The sequence below is a fragment of the Motiliproteus sp. MSK22-1 genome, assembly GCF_001968815.1.
GTDB lineage: Bacteria > Pseudomonadota > Gammaproteobacteria > Pseudomonadales > Balneatricaceae > Motiliproteus.
In genome coordinates, this window is record NZ_MIEQ01000018.1 from 29,933 (window position 1) to 45,276 (window position 15,344).

Consider the following 15,344-nt stretch of genomic DNA (forward strand, 5'->3'; position numbering starts at 1 on the left):
GGGTAAGGAGAAACTATGGGTAGACCTATTAGCTACAAACCTGAGCAGCTGTTAGGTGATGTCACCGAATTATTCTGGCGCAAAGGCTACTTTGCTACTTCAGTAGCTGATTTGGTCAAAACTACGGGTTTGAACCCCGGCAGTATTTACAACGCTTATGGAAATAAGGTGGGGTTGCTGGAGGCCTCTCTTGAGTTTTACGGTGATCGTTCCATTAAGCGGGCCCGTAAATCGATGGGCCAGTCTCCGAATATTGAAAAAGCAGTCAGTGGTTTCTTTCAGCGATTGATAGATTCTATGGTTGAGGACCCAGATGCGAAGGGCTGTTTTTTGGTTAATACCTGGTTAGAGTTGGCATCTCATAATGTGTCGATTAAATCTCGTATTCAATCTATTTTTGATGGCATTGAGCGAGAGTTCCGTGAAGCATTGGTTCGTGCCCAGACTCGTGGTGGGCTTAAGCAGGAGGCGAATCCTCAAGTGCTGGCGAAGTATTTGATGATGTCTATTTGGGGACTCCGAGTCATGGGGCGTATGAACCCGGAACGAGCGCAGCTTGAAGCAGTGGCAAATCAATCAATGGCAGCATTACGGGCAGTGGTGGTTAAACATGACTTCGATCTCGCGTTGTAGTTGGGCTGAAGGCAGTGATGCCGAACAGGATTACCATGATTGCGAGTGGGGCGTTCCTCTGCATGATGACCAGCGGTTGTTTGAGTTCCTGATTCTGGAAGGAGCACAAGCAGGTTTGAGCTGGTCTACGGTACTTAATAAACGGGAGGGGTACCGCGAACTTTACCAGGGTTTTGATCCACAGGTTGTGGCTGATTTTGATGAGGCCACTATCGAGTCCCTGTTGAGTAATCCTGCTATTGTGCGAAATAAATTGAAGGTCTACGGATCAGTTAAAAACGCCCGTGCTTTTGTTGATATTCAGCAGCGCTATGGTAGTTTTGATCAATATATATGGCAATTTATTGGAGGGTGTCCCAAGCAAAATTGCTGGTCCTCAGTGGATCAGGTCCCTGCCAGTACTGTAGAGTCGGAGCAGATGAGCAAAGCGCTGAAAAAGGCTGGATTCACTTTTGTTGGGCCCACTATTTGCTACGCTTTTATGCAAGCTACGGGTATGGTCAATGACCATATTGAGAGTTGTTTTCGCTACCGTGAAACAAGGGCGCTTAGCGAATAGAGCGCATTTTGGCTAATAATATTTACTAGTTGAGGCAGATTATTCCCCGGTCTCCCTGACCGTCTCTGATGTGCTAGGTTCCTCCTGATCCTTCCGGTTGCCGGGCTTTTCGATAGTCACAGTAATAAAACAGCAGCCCTGCTGTTAACCCCCGAGCGAGTAAGAAAAAGCTTAGAGAGAACCAGAGCCCGTGGTTACCCCATGGTTGGCTGAAATACCAACTTGGGACAAATACTGCTGCTACGCTTAACAGCATACAGTTCTGCATCCATCGAAACCTGTTGGCACCAATAAAAATACCATCGAGTAGGTAGCTCCAGACACCCAACAGCGGCATAATCGTTAACCAGGGTAAATACTCGCTGGCTGTTGTGATCACTTCCGGGATATCCGTTAGCAGTTCGATTATCAGCTGGCCTCCCAGAGCGAAGAAGATAAAAAACAATAATGCTGTGAAAAAGGACCAAAGGAATGCTGCTTGACAGGCGCTATAGAATTTTAGTTTTTCTTTGGCCCCATAGTATTTTCCACAAAGTGCTTCAGTGGCGTGGGCAAATCCGTCCAATCCATGAGAAATCAATAACAGGAAATTAAGTAGTACGGCATTAGCTGCAAGGATTTCATTGCCCATCCGCGCTCCCTGGGCCGTAAAAAAACAGAAAGTCAGCAAAAGCAGTAAGGTACGAACAAGTAAATAGCGGTTGCTGCGTATCAATCTGGAGTAATTTTTCCAGCGCAATAATGGAGCAAGTGGCAGCTTATGCGAATTATGCCGCAGGTGCCTGACAGCCAGCCACAGGCCCAGTAGCAATGCTGAATAATCTGCGCAGACGGTTGCCAGGGCTACACCCTCTACTGCCATATTCAGCACCACCACCAACAGTAGATCAAGGCTGATATTGATCAGGTTAGCGGTGATCAGCAATAACAGTGGAACCCGGCTGTTCTGAAGCCCCAGAAACCAACCAAGCAAGGCATAGTTGGCGAGGACGGCAGGTGCGCTGAAAATGCGGACGTTACAATATAGCCAAGCCTGTTCCATAACCTCCTGACTGGGTTCCATCAGCATTAGGCCAAGTTCGATAAGAGGGCGCTGGAATAGAATCAGTAGCAATCCAATCAGCAAAGCAATGATCAGACTTTGTGCCAGTAACAGGTTAACTTCCTGATGGTTCTCAGCGCCAACGGCTTGCGCCGTTAAACCTGTGGTACCCATCCGGAGAAACCCGAACCCCCAAAACAGTACTGAGAATAAGCTGGCGCCAATGGCAACAGCTCCCAAATAGAGAGGGTTGGGTAAATGGCCAATGACTGCCGTATCAACCAGCCCCAGTAAAGGCACCGTGAGGTTCGACAGAATCATCGGCCAGGCCAGTTGCCACACCTGCCGATGTATCTCGGGGTCCAGCCAATGGTTGCCAGACCTTTGACTGGAATCCTTCTCCTTAACTGTTGAGCCCATTAACGGCTCGGCAGACTATGACTGAAGACAAACAGCAGGGCTGCACTGACCACCACCGATGGGCCTGCGGGTGTATCCCATTGGTAGGATCCCCAGAGTCCCAGGCAAACGGAGATACACCCTATCAGACTGGCAAAAAAAGCCATCTGTTCTGGTGTTTTAGATAATCGTCGGGCAGCAGCAGCTGGAATGATCAGCAGTGATGTGATGAGCAGAACACCGACAATCTTCATGGCCACAGCAATAACGATACCGACCAGCAACATCAGGGCCAGCCTTACCAGGTTGATCGGTATTCCTTCGACTCGGGCTAAGTCTTCATTTACAGTAAAGGCTAGCAGTGGATTCCAGAGTATCGCTAATAATGTAAGGACTAACATCCCACCGCCGTAAATCCAGAAAAGGTCTTCTTTACTGATTGCCAGCAAATCTCCAAACAGATAGCTCATCAGGTCGATTCTTACATCCGGGAGAAAGCTGATCGCAACCAGCCCCAGAGATAGAGAGCTGTGAGCCATAATGCCCAGCAGGGTATCAGTCGCAATGATGCGTTTACGTTGAAGTGAAACCAGTAACAGTGCTAACAGTACGCAACACATAACGACGGCAAGATTAAGATTAAGATCGAACAGTATTCCCAGCGCGACGCCCAGCAACGCAGAGTGCGCCAGGGTGTCACCAAAGTAAGCCATCCGACGCCAAACGACAAAAGAACCTAACGGCCCTGCAATAATCGCCACGCCTATGCCTCCAAGTAGTGCCTTAAGCAGGAAATCAGCCATGGTGTCTGTCTCCTTGTTGTTGCTTGGAGGGGGCTGAGAGCTGTTGTTGAGATTCCGGGGGGCTCTCAGTACTTTCAACACAGGGATGATCCATAATTACTTGCCCATGGGCATCATGCTGGTGGTTATGGTGATGACTATACAGGGCCAGATTTGAAGCTCCGTCACGGCCAAACAGTGCGATAAAGGATGGATCATTACTGACAATTTCCGGGTGACCTGAGCAACATATGTGGTGATTCAGACAGATAACTTTGTCGGTGCTGGCCATGACCATGTGTAAATCGTGGGAAACCATGAATACGGCACATTGATGACGATCACGAATCTGTGCGATAAGCTCGTAGAGCTCTATCTGGCCAGTTATATCGACACCCTGAACAGGTTCGTCCAGAACGAGGAGTTGGGGTTGTCGCAATAATGCTCGTGCCAGCATCACGCGTTGCGTTTCACCGCCTGATAACTTCTGCATAGGGTTTTTCAGCAGATGCTCAACGTTGACTTCCTTTAATGCGCCGAGAATTTCAGCACTGGTTGCCCTCGCAGCCAGTTTCATAAAGCGCTCAACGGTTAGAGGTAACGTTGGTTCTATGTGCAGCTTTTGAGGCATATAACCGATGCGTAGCCTGTCTGGTTTGCCAATGGTTCCGCTATCGGGGAGTTGCAGTCCGAGAAGTATGCGAACCAGGGTGGATTTGCCGGAGCCATTGGGACCAATCAATGTGGTAATCTGGTTAGACTCTATGTCGAAACTGACATTTTGAATAACATGACGGTTACCAAAGTGTAGATTCACATTTTGAAGCTGGATAAACGCGCTGTTTGTCATATCTTGTACGTCATATGGAATATGGGTTGCATCCAATAGTCTGGGATCAGGTCAAGTGCTGTTCCGTGTTGTTACCCTGTCTTATCGATGGCTTGGGTGCGACGAGCCTCGCAGCGCAGGGTATCGCTATCATTTATCTGATTGCGAATGACCTTGTTGTTCAAGACACAGCGGACATAGCCCTGAAAGTTCGACAGTCTCTGACTCAATAACAAAACCTGCTGCGGAAGCATTTTTGCGCAGATAGGTAGAAAGATTTCCTGCTTCTATCTCTTGAGCACTGCCACAGCTGCGGCAAATCAAAAAGTATCCATGATGATTATGGTTCGGATTGTTACAGCCGATAAACGCATTCAGGGAGGCTATTCGATGGAGGAGGCCATGTTCCAAGAGAAAGTCGAGTGCTCGGTACACTGTTGGTGGTGCGGAATTAAAGCCATCCGCTGCCAGCTGGCTCAATATCTGGTAAGCACCAAGGGGCTTGTGGCTCTGCCAAATTAACTCCAACACACGTTTGCGTACGGGAGTTAGTCGCGAATTTCTAGTGCGGCAGAGTGCCTGGGCTTTGTCTAACGCCGAGCTGATACAATCCTGATGATTATGTCGATTGTTGAATGCCGGATTTTCGTCACAGCTATCTTGGGCGGACGTATCGTTGTTCTCAATCATGTCCATCTCTCTGAAAATCATTGGTGTAATGTTATAACAGAACCGGCGAGTTCGACAGTTTATGAATGAAGCAATTACAGCGGGTTATCAAGGTCGTGCTGGCCTGGAAATCACCCTGTCGAAATCAACGGCTGTTATCTGATCGAGCAACATTCGAACAGAAATGATGATTTTAAGAGTACTTTAGGTATAGGAGGCATTCGCTTTTTGGGAGCAACCGAATAGCAAAAAGGGTCGTAATTTTGAAGTGGTGCAGATGGGGAGACTCGAACTCCCACGTCCTATCGGACACTAGCACCTGAAGCTAGCGCGTCTACCAATTCCGCCACATCTGCATGTTCATCTCTGATGAGGCGCGTATTAAACTCGGTCTTTTCAAAGATTGCAAGGATTTTTTCGATATTTAGTTTCTGAAGGCGGTTATCCAGTTAGATAACAAAGTCATTACTTCCTTCATCAGGCGGCTTATCAGCAGTATCTTCATTCTGATGGGGCTCGTTTACCGCATTTTTTTTATCGGAAGGGATCTTTGTAGGTAAGCGAATATTGAATACCGTTCCCTGACCAACCTTGCTCTTACAATCGATTTGGCCCTTTAATTGTTGGGTTACGAGATTGTAGACGATGTGGGCTCCTAACCCTGAACCGCCTTCTCCTCGACGAGTCGTATAAAAAGGGTCATAGATTCGCCGTAACTGACGCGAGCTCATGCCGCAGCCGTTATCCCTATAGTTCATTAGAATACTTTCACCCGAGTCTTTGATTTCTATCTGGATACGGCCATTGTCAGTCTGGGCAAATGCATGCTGTAGAGAATTCATAACTAAATTGGTGATGATCTGGGAGTAGGCTCCCGGGTAGCTATCGATGTTTATTTCGTCACCACTGACTGCTATTTCATGAGCATTGTTTTTTAATAGGGGCTTCAACGAAAATAACACTTCCTCTATATAATGCTTCAATTGAAAATTACGCCGCTCGTCGCTGGTCTGATCGACGGCTACCTGTTTAAAGCTCTGAATTAACTGGGCTGCGCGTTCGCTATTGGTGAGGATAATTTCCAGGCTTTCATTAGCAACGCTGTTAAAATTGTCAAAATCACTGCGGGTGAGGCTGTTGTTTTGATAGTTCCCGGAAAGTTGACCATATTCGTCTTTCAGCAGACTTGCTGCTGTCAGGCTGTTTCCCAGCGGTGTGTTAATCTCATGGGCGATACCGGCTACCAGCCCTCCCAGAGCTGCCATTTTATCGGCTTCCACCAATTGTTTTTGGGTCTGTTGCAGTTGTTGTAATGTGCTCCGCAGATTTACGTTACTGCTTTTAAGTTCTGCGGTTCGCTGTTCGACTCGCTGTTCCAGTTTCTCGTTAAGCTCTTTCAGCGCCTGTTCTGCATTGAGGCGCTGTATGGCCTCTGACTCGAGTCGTTCGATCGTGTGCTGTTGTTGCTCGGCGTGGTCACTAATCATCTGTTCGCGTTCTTGGTAATAATCAACCTTGCTCCAGAGTTCTTCCGGTGATAGATGAATTTCCGCCAGTAGGTCGGAATACATTGTGGATAACTGATTCTGTTCTTCCTCACTGAAGATATTACTTCGCTGGATGGCTTTATGAGCTGCTGCACTACCAATGGCACCGGAGAGTATTGTTTCTGCTTCATTCTTTAAGTAGGTGGCTTGAAGAAGGCTTACTTTCTCCTTTCCTTCCAGATTTGTGTTCTGAATACAACGGTTTATGGCTGAAGAAACCAGATCTGTTGGCATATATTCTGAAAAACAGCCCCGTAGAAGAGCGACTTTTGATACCAGAAGGATATTTTCTTCCTGGTCGAGGGTTGGTAATTGGCGAGTTTCTTCTTTAAGAATATCGATAAACTCATTCGCCAGAGCTTCTTCTTCCTTGCTGGATGAGTTACTTAAAGAGACAGCCACATAGGCGCCAATATTGAGTACCATGCTCCAGAATACGGCGTGGGGCAGGGGGTCCAGTACGGATAATCCCAGCAAAGCTTCAGGATTGAGCAGCGTTATGCCGAAAGGTCCCTGATCGAGCCAGTCCTGTGGCCACCAGCCGCTCTTGATAAACGTTGGTAGCAGTAAGGTATAAAACCAGCCGAAAAAGCCGGCAGTCAGGCCTGCCATTGCTCCCTTAGCGTTAGCGCTACGCCAAAACAGGCCACCAACTATCAAAGGAGCAAACTGCAAAATGGCAGCAAACGATATAAGCCCCATATTGACCAGCATGAAGGTATTGCCAAGAACCTGATTGAACAGATAACCGGATGAGATAAATACGGCAACCGCTAACCAGCGTAGTTGGAGCAGGTGTGTTCGTAAATGCCGTAGTCGTCCTATGGATTCGATAATAGGCAAAACCAGGTGGTTAGTAATCATCGTCGAGAGAGTCATGGCACTGACCAAAATCATACCTGTCGCGGCAGAAAAACCTCCAATGAATACTAACAGCGATAGCCAGCGTTGATCGGCTTGTAACGGTAACAGTAGTACGAAAGTATCCGCCTGCTCAGGTCCGTGTCCCAGGATCATTCCTGCCAGCGCGACTGGAATGACAAAGATATTAATCAGCAGCAGGTAGCTGGGAATCAGCCATTGAGCCGTGTTTATATGCTGTTCATTGGCATTTTCTACAACCATAACGTGGAACTGTCGTGGTAGGAACAGGAACGCAGACATTGCTAATATGGCCAGAGTGACCCAGCTTGTCAGAGCTGGAGTTTGACTCATTTTCTGTAGTGCCAGATGATTCTGCGATAAACGTTCAGCTTGATCCAACAGATCCCCAAAGCCGTCAAACAGTCCAAAAGTAACAAATAAGCCCGCGAGGAAAAAAGCAACCAGCTTGACTATGCTCTCTGTCGCCAGAGCCACCATCATTCCCTGATGCCGTTCGGTCGGATCAAGGTGTCGAACACCAAAGAGAATCGTAAAAATGATCATCAATACCACGGTAATCATTTCAACATTGAAAGATGAGGAGGTTGTCGTTGAAGCCAGGCCATTGGCAGATAATAAGTTGAAGGTGTTGGTGATAGCTTTTAACTGAAGCGCAATATAGGGAAGGATACCTATCAAGCAAACGATGGTCACCATGGCTGCCAGCGTTTGGGATTTGTTGTAACGGGAAGAAATCAGATCAGCGATGCTCGTTACGTGGTGACGGCTCTTAACCCGGACCATCTTGCGTAGCAGAGTCCCGGCAAAAATAAGCACGAGTGTCGGACCCAGGTAGATAATAAGGAATAAAACACCATTGTTTGCCGCCGAGCCTACGCTGCCATAAAAGGTCCAGGAGGTACAGTAGACGCCAATAGACAGGCTGTAGATAAAAGGACTGTTTTTAAAGCCTTGCCCTGCTGTCCGTTTACTTGCCCATTGGGCGATAGCAAATAGTAAACCCATATAAAGCAGCAGAATCACCAGGATTAGAAGGGGTTCAAACATTTACTCTGTTGCCCCGTCTGAATCTTTAGGTGAAGGTTTCTGCGTTCGGGCGTTTGACCGACTAATGGCAAATAGTGCGACTATGGCCCCTACCCAGCATAGAAATAAAAAATGGATTAATTGACTGAGGGACCAGGGGGGGGACTGAGCAACTAAGGGCCAGCTGACCACCACCAAACCGAACAGGAATAATAGCACTTGAAAACCAATGCGCTGCAAAGGGGTGTCTTTAGGTTGCATATGGGAGACTCCATTGAGCTGGCCAGAAGTTATGACAGTTGTACTTTTTCATTTGTTTTGGGTTTGGCCGAGCTTGTTTACGAGGGAAAGTCCCAGCATATTGATAGTCTAGGTCAGCAATTGATATCTGTCGCACCCTGGGCTCTAAAGCTATATTTGAGATTGCAGGTGGGTGACTGGTCTAATTTGAAAGACTTCTTTTTGTTAGAGCAAACCATACTACCAGTCTGTTAACTCGGAACCATTCATCGATAGTCGTGTATCTTTTTACTGCTGCAATGCCTGCTGCGGAGGGTCTACAGGTTTTCAGCAAAGGTGTGCTTGAAGTGGGTTAAGAATAAGGAGAGTAAGACGTTGAGGATTCCCCCGTACACATGCCTGCATAGGGGGGAGGGGTGAGCAATTGTTTATGCTGAACCAGCGGGTTAGCCGCTGATTCAGGAGGACTCAATAAGCATTTCTACAGCGCGTTTTGAAGGGGCACTCAGACCAGAGCCGTCTTCTAGCTGATAACGTATAATGTCCTTTTTCATAGAGCGAGCCCAGAATTTAGTCAGATGCGTCGCTACCGCCTTTGCTGTGGCGTCTGTATCACCGTGATAAAGGTTATTAGCAGTGATTTCATTGATCATCTTAATCAAAGGAGCTGCTTTGTTAGATGGTTCTGCGTGTTGAGAATTTTCCATTGCTCAATATGACTCCTAACGTAGAGTAGTATAAATAACATGGCGACCCGTGCGGGCAAAACCAATCAGATTCAACCCCGCCTCTTCTGCCAGTTGAACAGCTAAAGAGGTAGGGGCTGAGACAGCTGCCAGTGTGGTGATACCCACGCTGGTGGTTTTTTGCACCATTTCATAGCTGGCCCTGCTGGATACCAGGGCAAAGCCTTGTGAAAAATTGACCTTTTTCCGGCAAAGTGCACCGATAAGTTTGTCCAGCGCGTTGTGGCGTCCGACGTCTTCTCTCAAAAGCACTATGTCACCCTGAAGATTGCACCAGGCAGCACCATGAAATGCACCCGTGAGAGCCTGCATCGGTTGCCAGTTGGTGAGCTCTGTCACCGCCCGTTGCAGCGCTTCAGATGCTGGTATCGGGCTTGAGGTTACCTTCGCTGTACTACGGATGGCCTGATTCAAAGATTCAGCACCACAGAGGCCACAACCGGTTCGGCCTGCTAAATTTCGACGACGCTGTGTTAGCTCATTCATACGTTGAGACGCTATCGAAACCTGCAATTCGTACCCTTGGGGGTGGCGCTCTACCTCGACTCCGTAAAACTCCTCAGCTTTTTCGACAATGCCCTCAGTCAGGCTAAAACCAAGAGCAAAGTCATCAAGATCCTGAGGGCTGGCCATCATCACCACGTGGGATATGCCGTTGTAGACCAGAGCGACTGCATGCTCTTCGGCGATCCTGTCAGTCAACTTTTCCAGGTGTCCTTGCTGCCAGCGCTGAACAGTAACAGTTTCATATCCTTCCATGGATTTCGAATCCGTAGACTGTGCGTCAGGCAGCGACATTAGCTCCGCTCCAGGCCCGGCTGAGCCTGCTTAAGTAAATCCAGTTGCTGTTTATTGGAAGCCTGATGGCGCTGTTGCCAGCTTGATGGCTGACTGACTTTTTCCAACTGCACTGCCGTGACTTTATATTCAGGACAGTTTGTTGCCCAGTCAGAGTTATCAGTGGTAATAACGTTGGCTCCGCTACCTGGATGGTGGAAGGTGGTATACACCACGCCTGGCTGCATTCTATCGCTGATGGCGGCACGCATGACGGTATCACCGGCACGGCTGGTTATTCCCAACCAATCACCATCGCAGATACCTCGTTCTTCGGCATCGTGAGGATGGATCTCCAGCACGTCTTCATCATGCCAGACCTGATTCTCTGTTCGACGGGTTTGAGCCCCTACGTTGTATTGGCTGAGAATACGCCCGGTTGTTAACAACAGTGGGAAGCGGCGGTTAGTCCGTTCTTCTGTGGCCACGTATTGGGTAATAGAAAAGTTACCCTTGCCAATCGGGAAATCCTCAACATGCATGATCGGCATACCTTCCGGGTTCTGCTCATTGCATGGCCATTGGATACTACCGAGCCGGTCGAGTTTTTCGAAACTGACGCCTGTGAAGGTCGGAGTCAGGCGAGCAATTTCATCCATGATCTCAGAAGGGTGGCTGTAGTTCATAGGATACCCCAGGGCATTGGACAGATCCTGAGTGACTTCCCAGTCTTCTTTACCCGCCAATGGCGGCATAACCTTGCGAACCATGTTGATGCGACGTTCACCGTTAGTGAAGGTTCCGTTCTTCTCCAGGAAGGTGGAGCCTGGCAACAGTACGTGGGCAAATTTAGCTGTTTCGTTAAGGAAGATATCCTGTACGATCAGACAGTCCATAGCACGTAGTGCTGCTTCAACATGTTGAGTATTGGGATCAGACTGGGCGATATCTTCGCCTTGGACATAGAGTCCCTTAAATGTGCCTTCGATGGCTGCATCGAACATATTTGGTATACGCAGACCAGGTACGTCATCAATTTTTGTTCCCCAGGCTTCTTCAAAACTGTGACGAACTTTGTCATCGGAAACGTGCTGGTATCCAGGTAAGTCCTGAGGGAAGGAACCCATATCACAAGAGCCCTGAACATTATTCTGTCCACGCAATGGATTGACGCCAACACCTTCTCGACCGATATTTCCGGTGGCCATTGCAAGGTTGGCAATACCCATGACTGCAGTAGAGCCCTGACTGTGTTCAGTGACCCCCAGACCGTAGTAAATAGCGGCGTTGGGAACGGTAGCATAGAGGCGTGCTGCCTTGCGCACTTGCTCCGCGGCTACTCCGGTAATGCTTTCATTGGATTCAGGGGAGTTTTCTGGCTGACTGATAAATTCACGCCATGCCTGATACGCTTCTGTGGCACAACGGGACTCGATGAAGTCCTTATCCTCAAGGCCTTCTGTTATCACCACATGAGCCAGGGCATTAATCATTGCAACGTTGCTTCCAGGTAGAAGCGGCAGGTGATGTCCTTCCTTCAGGTGAGGGGTGTCAAGCAAATCGATACGACGAGGGTCTACAACGATTAGCTTTGCTCCCTGACGGAGGCGCTTTCGGGCGAGGGATCCAAATACCGGGTGTGCGTCGGTGGGATTGGCACCGATAACCAGGATCACATCGGAATGCATCACCGAATCGAATGTCTGGGTTCCAGCGGATTCACCCAAAGTAACCTTCAGACCGTAACCGGTCGGTGAGTGACATACACGGGCACAGGTATCAGTATTGTTGTTGCCAAAGGCTGCACGGATCAGCTTTTGTACTAAATAAGTTTCTTCATTAGTACAGCGCGATGAAGTAATACCACCGATACTTTCTCGGCCATATTCTGCCTGGATCGCTTTCAGTTTTTTGGCAGAAAAAGCAATCGCCTCTTCCCAGCTAACCGGGCGCCAAGGCTGATCGATACTGTCACGAATCATCGGTTCACGAATACGATCTTTGTGAGTCGCATAACCGAAGGCAAAACGACCCTTAACACAGGAGTGGCCATGGTTGGCTTCACCCCCTTTGTAAGGAACCATTCTGATCAGTTGATCACCCTTCATTTCTGCTTTGAAGGAACAGCCTACTCCGCAGTATGCGCAGGTAGTGACGACACTGTGCTCTGGCTGGCCCTGGTCAATAACACTCTTTTCCATCAGGGTTGAGGTGGGGCAGCTTTGTACGCAAGCACCACAGGATACACAATCTGATTCCAGGAAAGGCTGGTCTTGCCCGGCACTGACCGTTGAGTTGAATCCACGTCCCTGAATAGTCAGAGCAAAGGTACCCTGAACTTCTTCACAGGCACGAACGCAGCGGGAGCAGACGATGCACTTGCTAGGATCAAAACTGAAGTAAGGGTTGGAATGGTCCTTCTCAGCATCCAGGTGATTGTCGCCGTCAAAACCATAGCGTACTTCTCTTAAGCCTACGGCACCGGCCATATCCTGTAGTTCACAATCGCCGTTACTGGGGCAGGTCAGGCAGTCCAGCGGATGGTCCGAGATATAAAGCTCCATGACGTTACGGCGCAGTCTGCCCAGTTTTTCATTCTGGGTAGAAACTTTCATACCCTGTTCGGCAGGAGTCGTACAGGAGGCCGGGTAACCACGTCGGCCTTCTACCTGCACCGCGCAAAGGCGGCAGGAACCGAATGCTTCGAGATTATCACTGGCACAAAGCTTGGGAATATTGATATCCACCAGAGCTGCAGCACGCAATACGGAAGTGCCTTCTGGTACGGTGATTTCAACACCATCAATTTCCAGCGTTACCAGGTTTTCTGATACTGATACTGGAGTACCATAATCTTTGTCATGGTTGAACGTCGGTTTGAAGGACGGGTCCGCTTTGGGATCATAATGTTCAAGCATTGTCGTTCTCCCCGATAACGTTTGAATTAATATTGAAATCTTCTGGGAAGTAGTTGACGGCACTTCGGACCGGGTTAGGCGTCATGCCTCCCATAGCGCAGAGTGAGCCATCTTCCATTGTGTCGCAGAGATCTTCCAGGAGCTGGAGGTGGGCACTGTGATTATCTCTATCTTCAGTGCTCAGAATACGGTCGATGACTTCTACGCCACGAGTTGATCCGATTCTGCAGGGTGTGCACTTACCGCAGGATTCCTCAACACAGAACTCCATTGCAAAGCGAGCCTGTTCAGACATATTGACACTTTCGTCGAAGACTACAACACCACCGTGGCCCAATACAGCGCCTACTTCGGCAAAGGATTCATAATCCAATGCAGTATCCCATTGGCTTTCTGGTAGATAGGCGCCCAGAGGCCCTCCTACTTGCACTGCCCGCATCGGGCGTCCACTGGCGGTACCGTTGCCGTAATCAATCATTAATTGTCTCAGGCTCGGACCAAAGGCGAGTTCGACCAAGCCGCCGCGCTGGATATTGCCTGCCAGTTGGAACGGCAGGGTTCCGCGGGAACGTCCCATACCGTAGTCTGCATAGGCTTGGCCTCCCTCGGCGAGAATATAAGGTATAGCCGCAAGGGTCAGTACATTGTTAACTACTGTGGGTTGGCCAAACAAACCGACTATTGCTGGTAGTGGCGGCTTAGCCCGAACGAGCCCCCGCTTACCTTCGAGACTTTCGAGCAAGGATGTCTCTTCACCACAGATGTAAGCACCTGCTCCGAGGCGCACTTCCAGATGAAATGCTTTACCACTACCCAGAAGGTTAGGTCCCAGGTAACCAGCGGCTTCGGCTTTGCTGATGGCTTCGTTGAATATCTGTTGAGCAAGAGGGTATTCAGATCTTAAATAGATATAACCCTGGTCGGCACCCACAGCTAAGCCTGCGATAGCCATGCCTTCTATTAGCATATAAGGGTCGGCTTCCATCACAAGACGGTCAGCAAAAGTACCTGAATCCCCTTCATCGGCATTGCAGACGATGTATTTCTGAGTGCTTTGCTTCAGCGGGTCATTGCTAGTGGGTTGGGCATCCAAAACCGTTTGCCACTTGATTCCGGCAGGGAAGGCTGCTCCTCCACGACCGCGTAAGCCAGAAGTTTTAACTTCATCAACAATTTCCTGGCCACTCATTTTCAGCGCTTTTTCTAATCCGTTGAAACCGCTGTGAGCTCGATAGTCTTCAATTGATAATGGGTCGGTAATACCGGCACGGGCAAAAGTGAGTCGCTGCTGGTTTTTCAGATAAGGGATCTCTTCTGTTAAACCCTGGCATAAAGGATGGTTACTCTTTCCCGCTAACATTCCGCTGTCGAGCAACTCAGGAATGTCTCTTGCTGTGACCGGTCCAAAAGCGACCCGACCCTGATCAGTTTCTACCTCGACTAAAGGCTCCAGCCAGAACAGGCCTCGGGATCCATTGCGGATAATTTCGATTTGCTCGCCACGGGCCTGGCTTTCTGTTGCCAGCTTTGTGACAACGTGCTCAGCTCCCAACGCCTGGGCAGTCGTATCACGAGGAACATAAACTTTGACGGTCATTACTTCACCTCCAGAGGCAGTGTTGACAACTCGTCTACCAGTTCATCGAATCGAGCTGGGTCAACACGGCCGATGACTTCGTCACCAATGCGAACAGAAGGGCCGCAGGCACAGTTACCGAGGCAGTACACCGGCTCCAGGCTAAACTCTTTGTCCGGGCTGGTCTGATGATAGTCTATGCCTAATTTGGATTGAGCATATTGTTCAAGCTCTCTGGACCCTCTGGCCTGACAGGCTTCAGCGCGGCAAATTTGCAATTGATTACGGCCAGGGGGAGTGGTACGAAAGTGGTGGTAGAAGCTGATCACGCCGTGTATTTCGGCACTTGTCTGCCGCAATGCATCTGCAATGACTGGAACTGACTCGCTGGGAACATAGCCGAGTTGGTCCTGAATGCCGTGTAGAATCGGCAGTAAGGCACCGGGCTCCATTTTCAGCTGATCGACCACAGCTGCAACAACGGACGTTGCTGTTGAGTGATCCGTTTCCGGTAAAGCGCTCATCTGTATTACCTGTCTTTGTTTTTTAATCCCTCGTTTTTACGAGGCTATCATTATAGTTATCGTAATCTCTTCTGGTGCAGGAGCACTTATCTCAGAGAGACCTGTTTTTATGTGGTTTTTATATAATTCCGTCGCTTATGCATTCAGCAATTCACCAGAACCTGTTAAATACCTGAGTAGGTCTTGTTAAAT

13 protein-coding genes and 1 tRNA gene are annotated in these 15,344 nt (G+C 48.8%); 2 read left to right on the forward strand and 12 right to left on the reverse strand.

Annotated elements, in window-relative coordinates:
- Positions 1-15: 15 nt before the first annotated feature.
- Positions 16-633 carry a TetR/AcrR family transcriptional regulator gene (locus BGP75_RS01335; protein ID WP_076714304.1) on the forward strand — a complete coding sequence of 206 codons (618 nt, stop codon included), beginning with the start codon at positions 16-18 and terminating at the stop codon, positions 631-633.
- Positions 611-1,192: a DNA-3-methyladenine glycosylase I gene (locus BGP75_RS01340; protein WP_198939251.1), complete on the forward strand. Its 582-nt coding sequence runs from the start codon at positions 611-613 to the stop codon at positions 1,190-1,192. The genes BGP75_RS01335 and BGP75_RS01340 overlap by 23 nt, the downstream gene beginning before the upstream one ends.
- Positions 1,193-1,265: 73 nt before the next feature.
- On the opposite strand, the gene dinF is transcribed toward BGP75_RS01340, so the two are convergent.
- The 12 genes from dinF to BGP75_RS01405 form a co-directional block, all read right to left on the reverse strand.
- Entirely contained in the window at positions 1,266-2,654 is a 1,389-nt protein-coding gene (gene dinF, locus BGP75_RS01345) for an MATE family efflux transporter DinF (RefSeq protein ID WP_083704561.1), read from the reverse strand.
- On the reverse strand, positions 2,654-3,436 hold the full coding sequence (znuB, locus tag BGP75_RS01350; protein WP_076714306.1) for a zinc ABC transporter permease subunit ZnuB: 783 nt from the start codon (positions 3,434-3,436) through the stop codon (positions 2,654-2,656). The genes dinF and znuB overlap by 1 nt, the downstream gene beginning before the upstream one ends.
- Positions 3,429-4,265 (reverse strand): zinc ABC transporter ATP-binding protein ZnuC, encoded by an 837-nt coding sequence (gene znuC / locus BGP75_RS01355; protein ID WP_076714308.1) that lies wholly within the window; start codon positions 4,263-4,265, stop codon positions 3,429-3,431. The genes znuB and znuC overlap by 8 nt, the downstream gene beginning before the upstream one ends.
- Before the next feature lie 129 nt (positions 4,266-4,394).
- Entirely contained in the window at positions 4,395-4,934 is a 540-nt protein-coding gene (locus BGP75_RS01360; protein WP_233152815.1) for a Fur family transcriptional regulator, read from the reverse strand.
- Between the two features lie 248 nt (positions 4,935-5,182).
- Positions 5,183-5,269: transfer RNA gene (locus BGP75_RS01365), tRNA-Leu, on the reverse strand.
- Positions 5,270-5,362: 93 nt separating this feature from the next.
- Complete coding sequence (locus BGP75_RS01370; protein ID WP_076714310.1) at positions 5,363-8,392, reverse strand: sensor histidine kinase; 3,030 nt, start codon at positions 8,390-8,392, stop codon at positions 5,363-5,365.
- Positions 8,393-8,632 (reverse strand): hypothetical protein, encoded by a 240-nt coding sequence (locus tag BGP75_RS01375; protein WP_076714312.1) that lies wholly within the window; start codon positions 8,630-8,632, stop codon positions 8,393-8,395.
- Positions 8,633-9,069: 437 nt separating this feature from the next.
- Entirely contained in the window at positions 9,070-9,318 is a 249-nt protein-coding gene (locus BGP75_RS01385; protein WP_076714316.1) for a formate dehydrogenase subunit delta, read from the reverse strand.
- Positions 9,319-9,333: 15 nt separating this feature from the next.
- Positions 9,334-10,155 (reverse strand): formate dehydrogenase accessory sulfurtransferase FdhD, encoded by an 822-nt coding sequence (gene fdhD, locus BGP75_RS01390; RefSeq protein ID WP_083704563.1) that lies wholly within the window; start codon positions 10,153-10,155, stop codon positions 9,334-9,336.
- Positions 10,155-13,052 (reverse strand): formate dehydrogenase subunit alpha, encoded by a 2,898-nt coding sequence (gene fdhF / locus BGP75_RS01395; protein WP_076714318.1) that lies wholly within the window; start codon positions 13,050-13,052, stop codon positions 10,155-10,157. Before fdhF ends, fdhD begins: the two co-directional genes overlap by 1 nt.
- Positions 13,045-14,649, reverse strand: coding sequence for an NADH-quinone oxidoreductase subunit NuoF (locus BGP75_RS01400; protein ID WP_076714320.1), 1,605 nt, complete (start codon positions 14,647-14,649; stop codon positions 13,045-13,047). Before BGP75_RS01400 ends, fdhF begins: the two co-directional genes overlap by 8 nt.
- Complete coding sequence (locus BGP75_RS01405) at positions 14,649-15,152, reverse strand: formate dehydrogenase subunit gamma (protein WP_076714322.1); 504 nt, start codon at positions 15,150-15,152, stop codon at positions 14,649-14,651. The genes BGP75_RS01400 and BGP75_RS01405 overlap by 1 nt, the downstream gene beginning before the upstream one ends.
- Positions 15,153-15,344: the final 192 nt, after the last annotated feature.

Coding starts and splice junctions, on each gene's coding strand:
- BGP75_RS01335 (WP_076714304.1), top strand. CDS start 16: ATGGGTAGACCTATTAGCTACAAACCTGAGCAGCTGTTAGGTGATGTC.
- BGP75_RS01340 (WP_198939251.1), top strand. CDS start 611: ATGACTTCGATCTCGCGTTGTAGTTGGGCTGAAGGCAGTGATGCCGAA.
- dinF (WP_083704561.1), bottom strand. CDS start 2,654: ATGGGCTCAACAGTTAAGGAGAAGGATTCCAGTCAAAGGTCTGGCAAC.
- znuB (WP_076714306.1), bottom strand. CDS start 3,436: ATGGCTGATTTCCTGCTTAAGGCACTACTTGGAGGCATAGGCGTGGCG.
- znuC (WP_076714308.1), bottom strand. CDS start 4,265: ATGACAAACAGCGCGTTTATCCAGCTTCAAAATGTGAATCTACACTTT.
- BGP75_RS01360 (WP_233152815.1), bottom strand. CDS start 4,934: ATGATTGAGAACAACGATACGTCCGCCCAAGATAGCTGTGACGAAAAT.
- BGP75_RS01370 (WP_076714310.1), bottom strand. CDS start 8,392: ATGTTTGAACCCCTTCTAATCCTGGTGATTCTGCTGCTTTATATGGGT.
- BGP75_RS01375 (WP_076714312.1), bottom strand. CDS start 8,632: ATGCAACCTAAAGACACCCCTTTGCAGCGCATTGGTTTTCAAGTGCTA.
- BGP75_RS01385 (WP_076714316.1), bottom strand. CDS start 9,318: ATGGAAAATTCTCAACACGCAGAACCATCTAACAAAGCAGCTCCTTTG.
- fdhD (WP_083704563.1), bottom strand. CDS start 10,155: ATGTCGCTGCCTGACGCACAGTCTACGGATTCGAAATCCATGGAAGGA.
- fdhF (WP_076714318.1), bottom strand. CDS start 13,052: ATGCTTGAACATTATGATCCCAAAGCGGACCCGTCCTTCAAACCGACG.
- BGP75_RS01400 (WP_076714320.1), bottom strand. CDS start 14,649: ATGACCGTCAAAGTTTATGTTCCTCGTGATACGACTGCCCAGGCGTTG.
- BGP75_RS01405 (WP_076714322.1), bottom strand. CDS start 15,152: ATGAGCGCTTTACCGGAAACGGATCACTCAACAGCAACGTCCGTTGTT.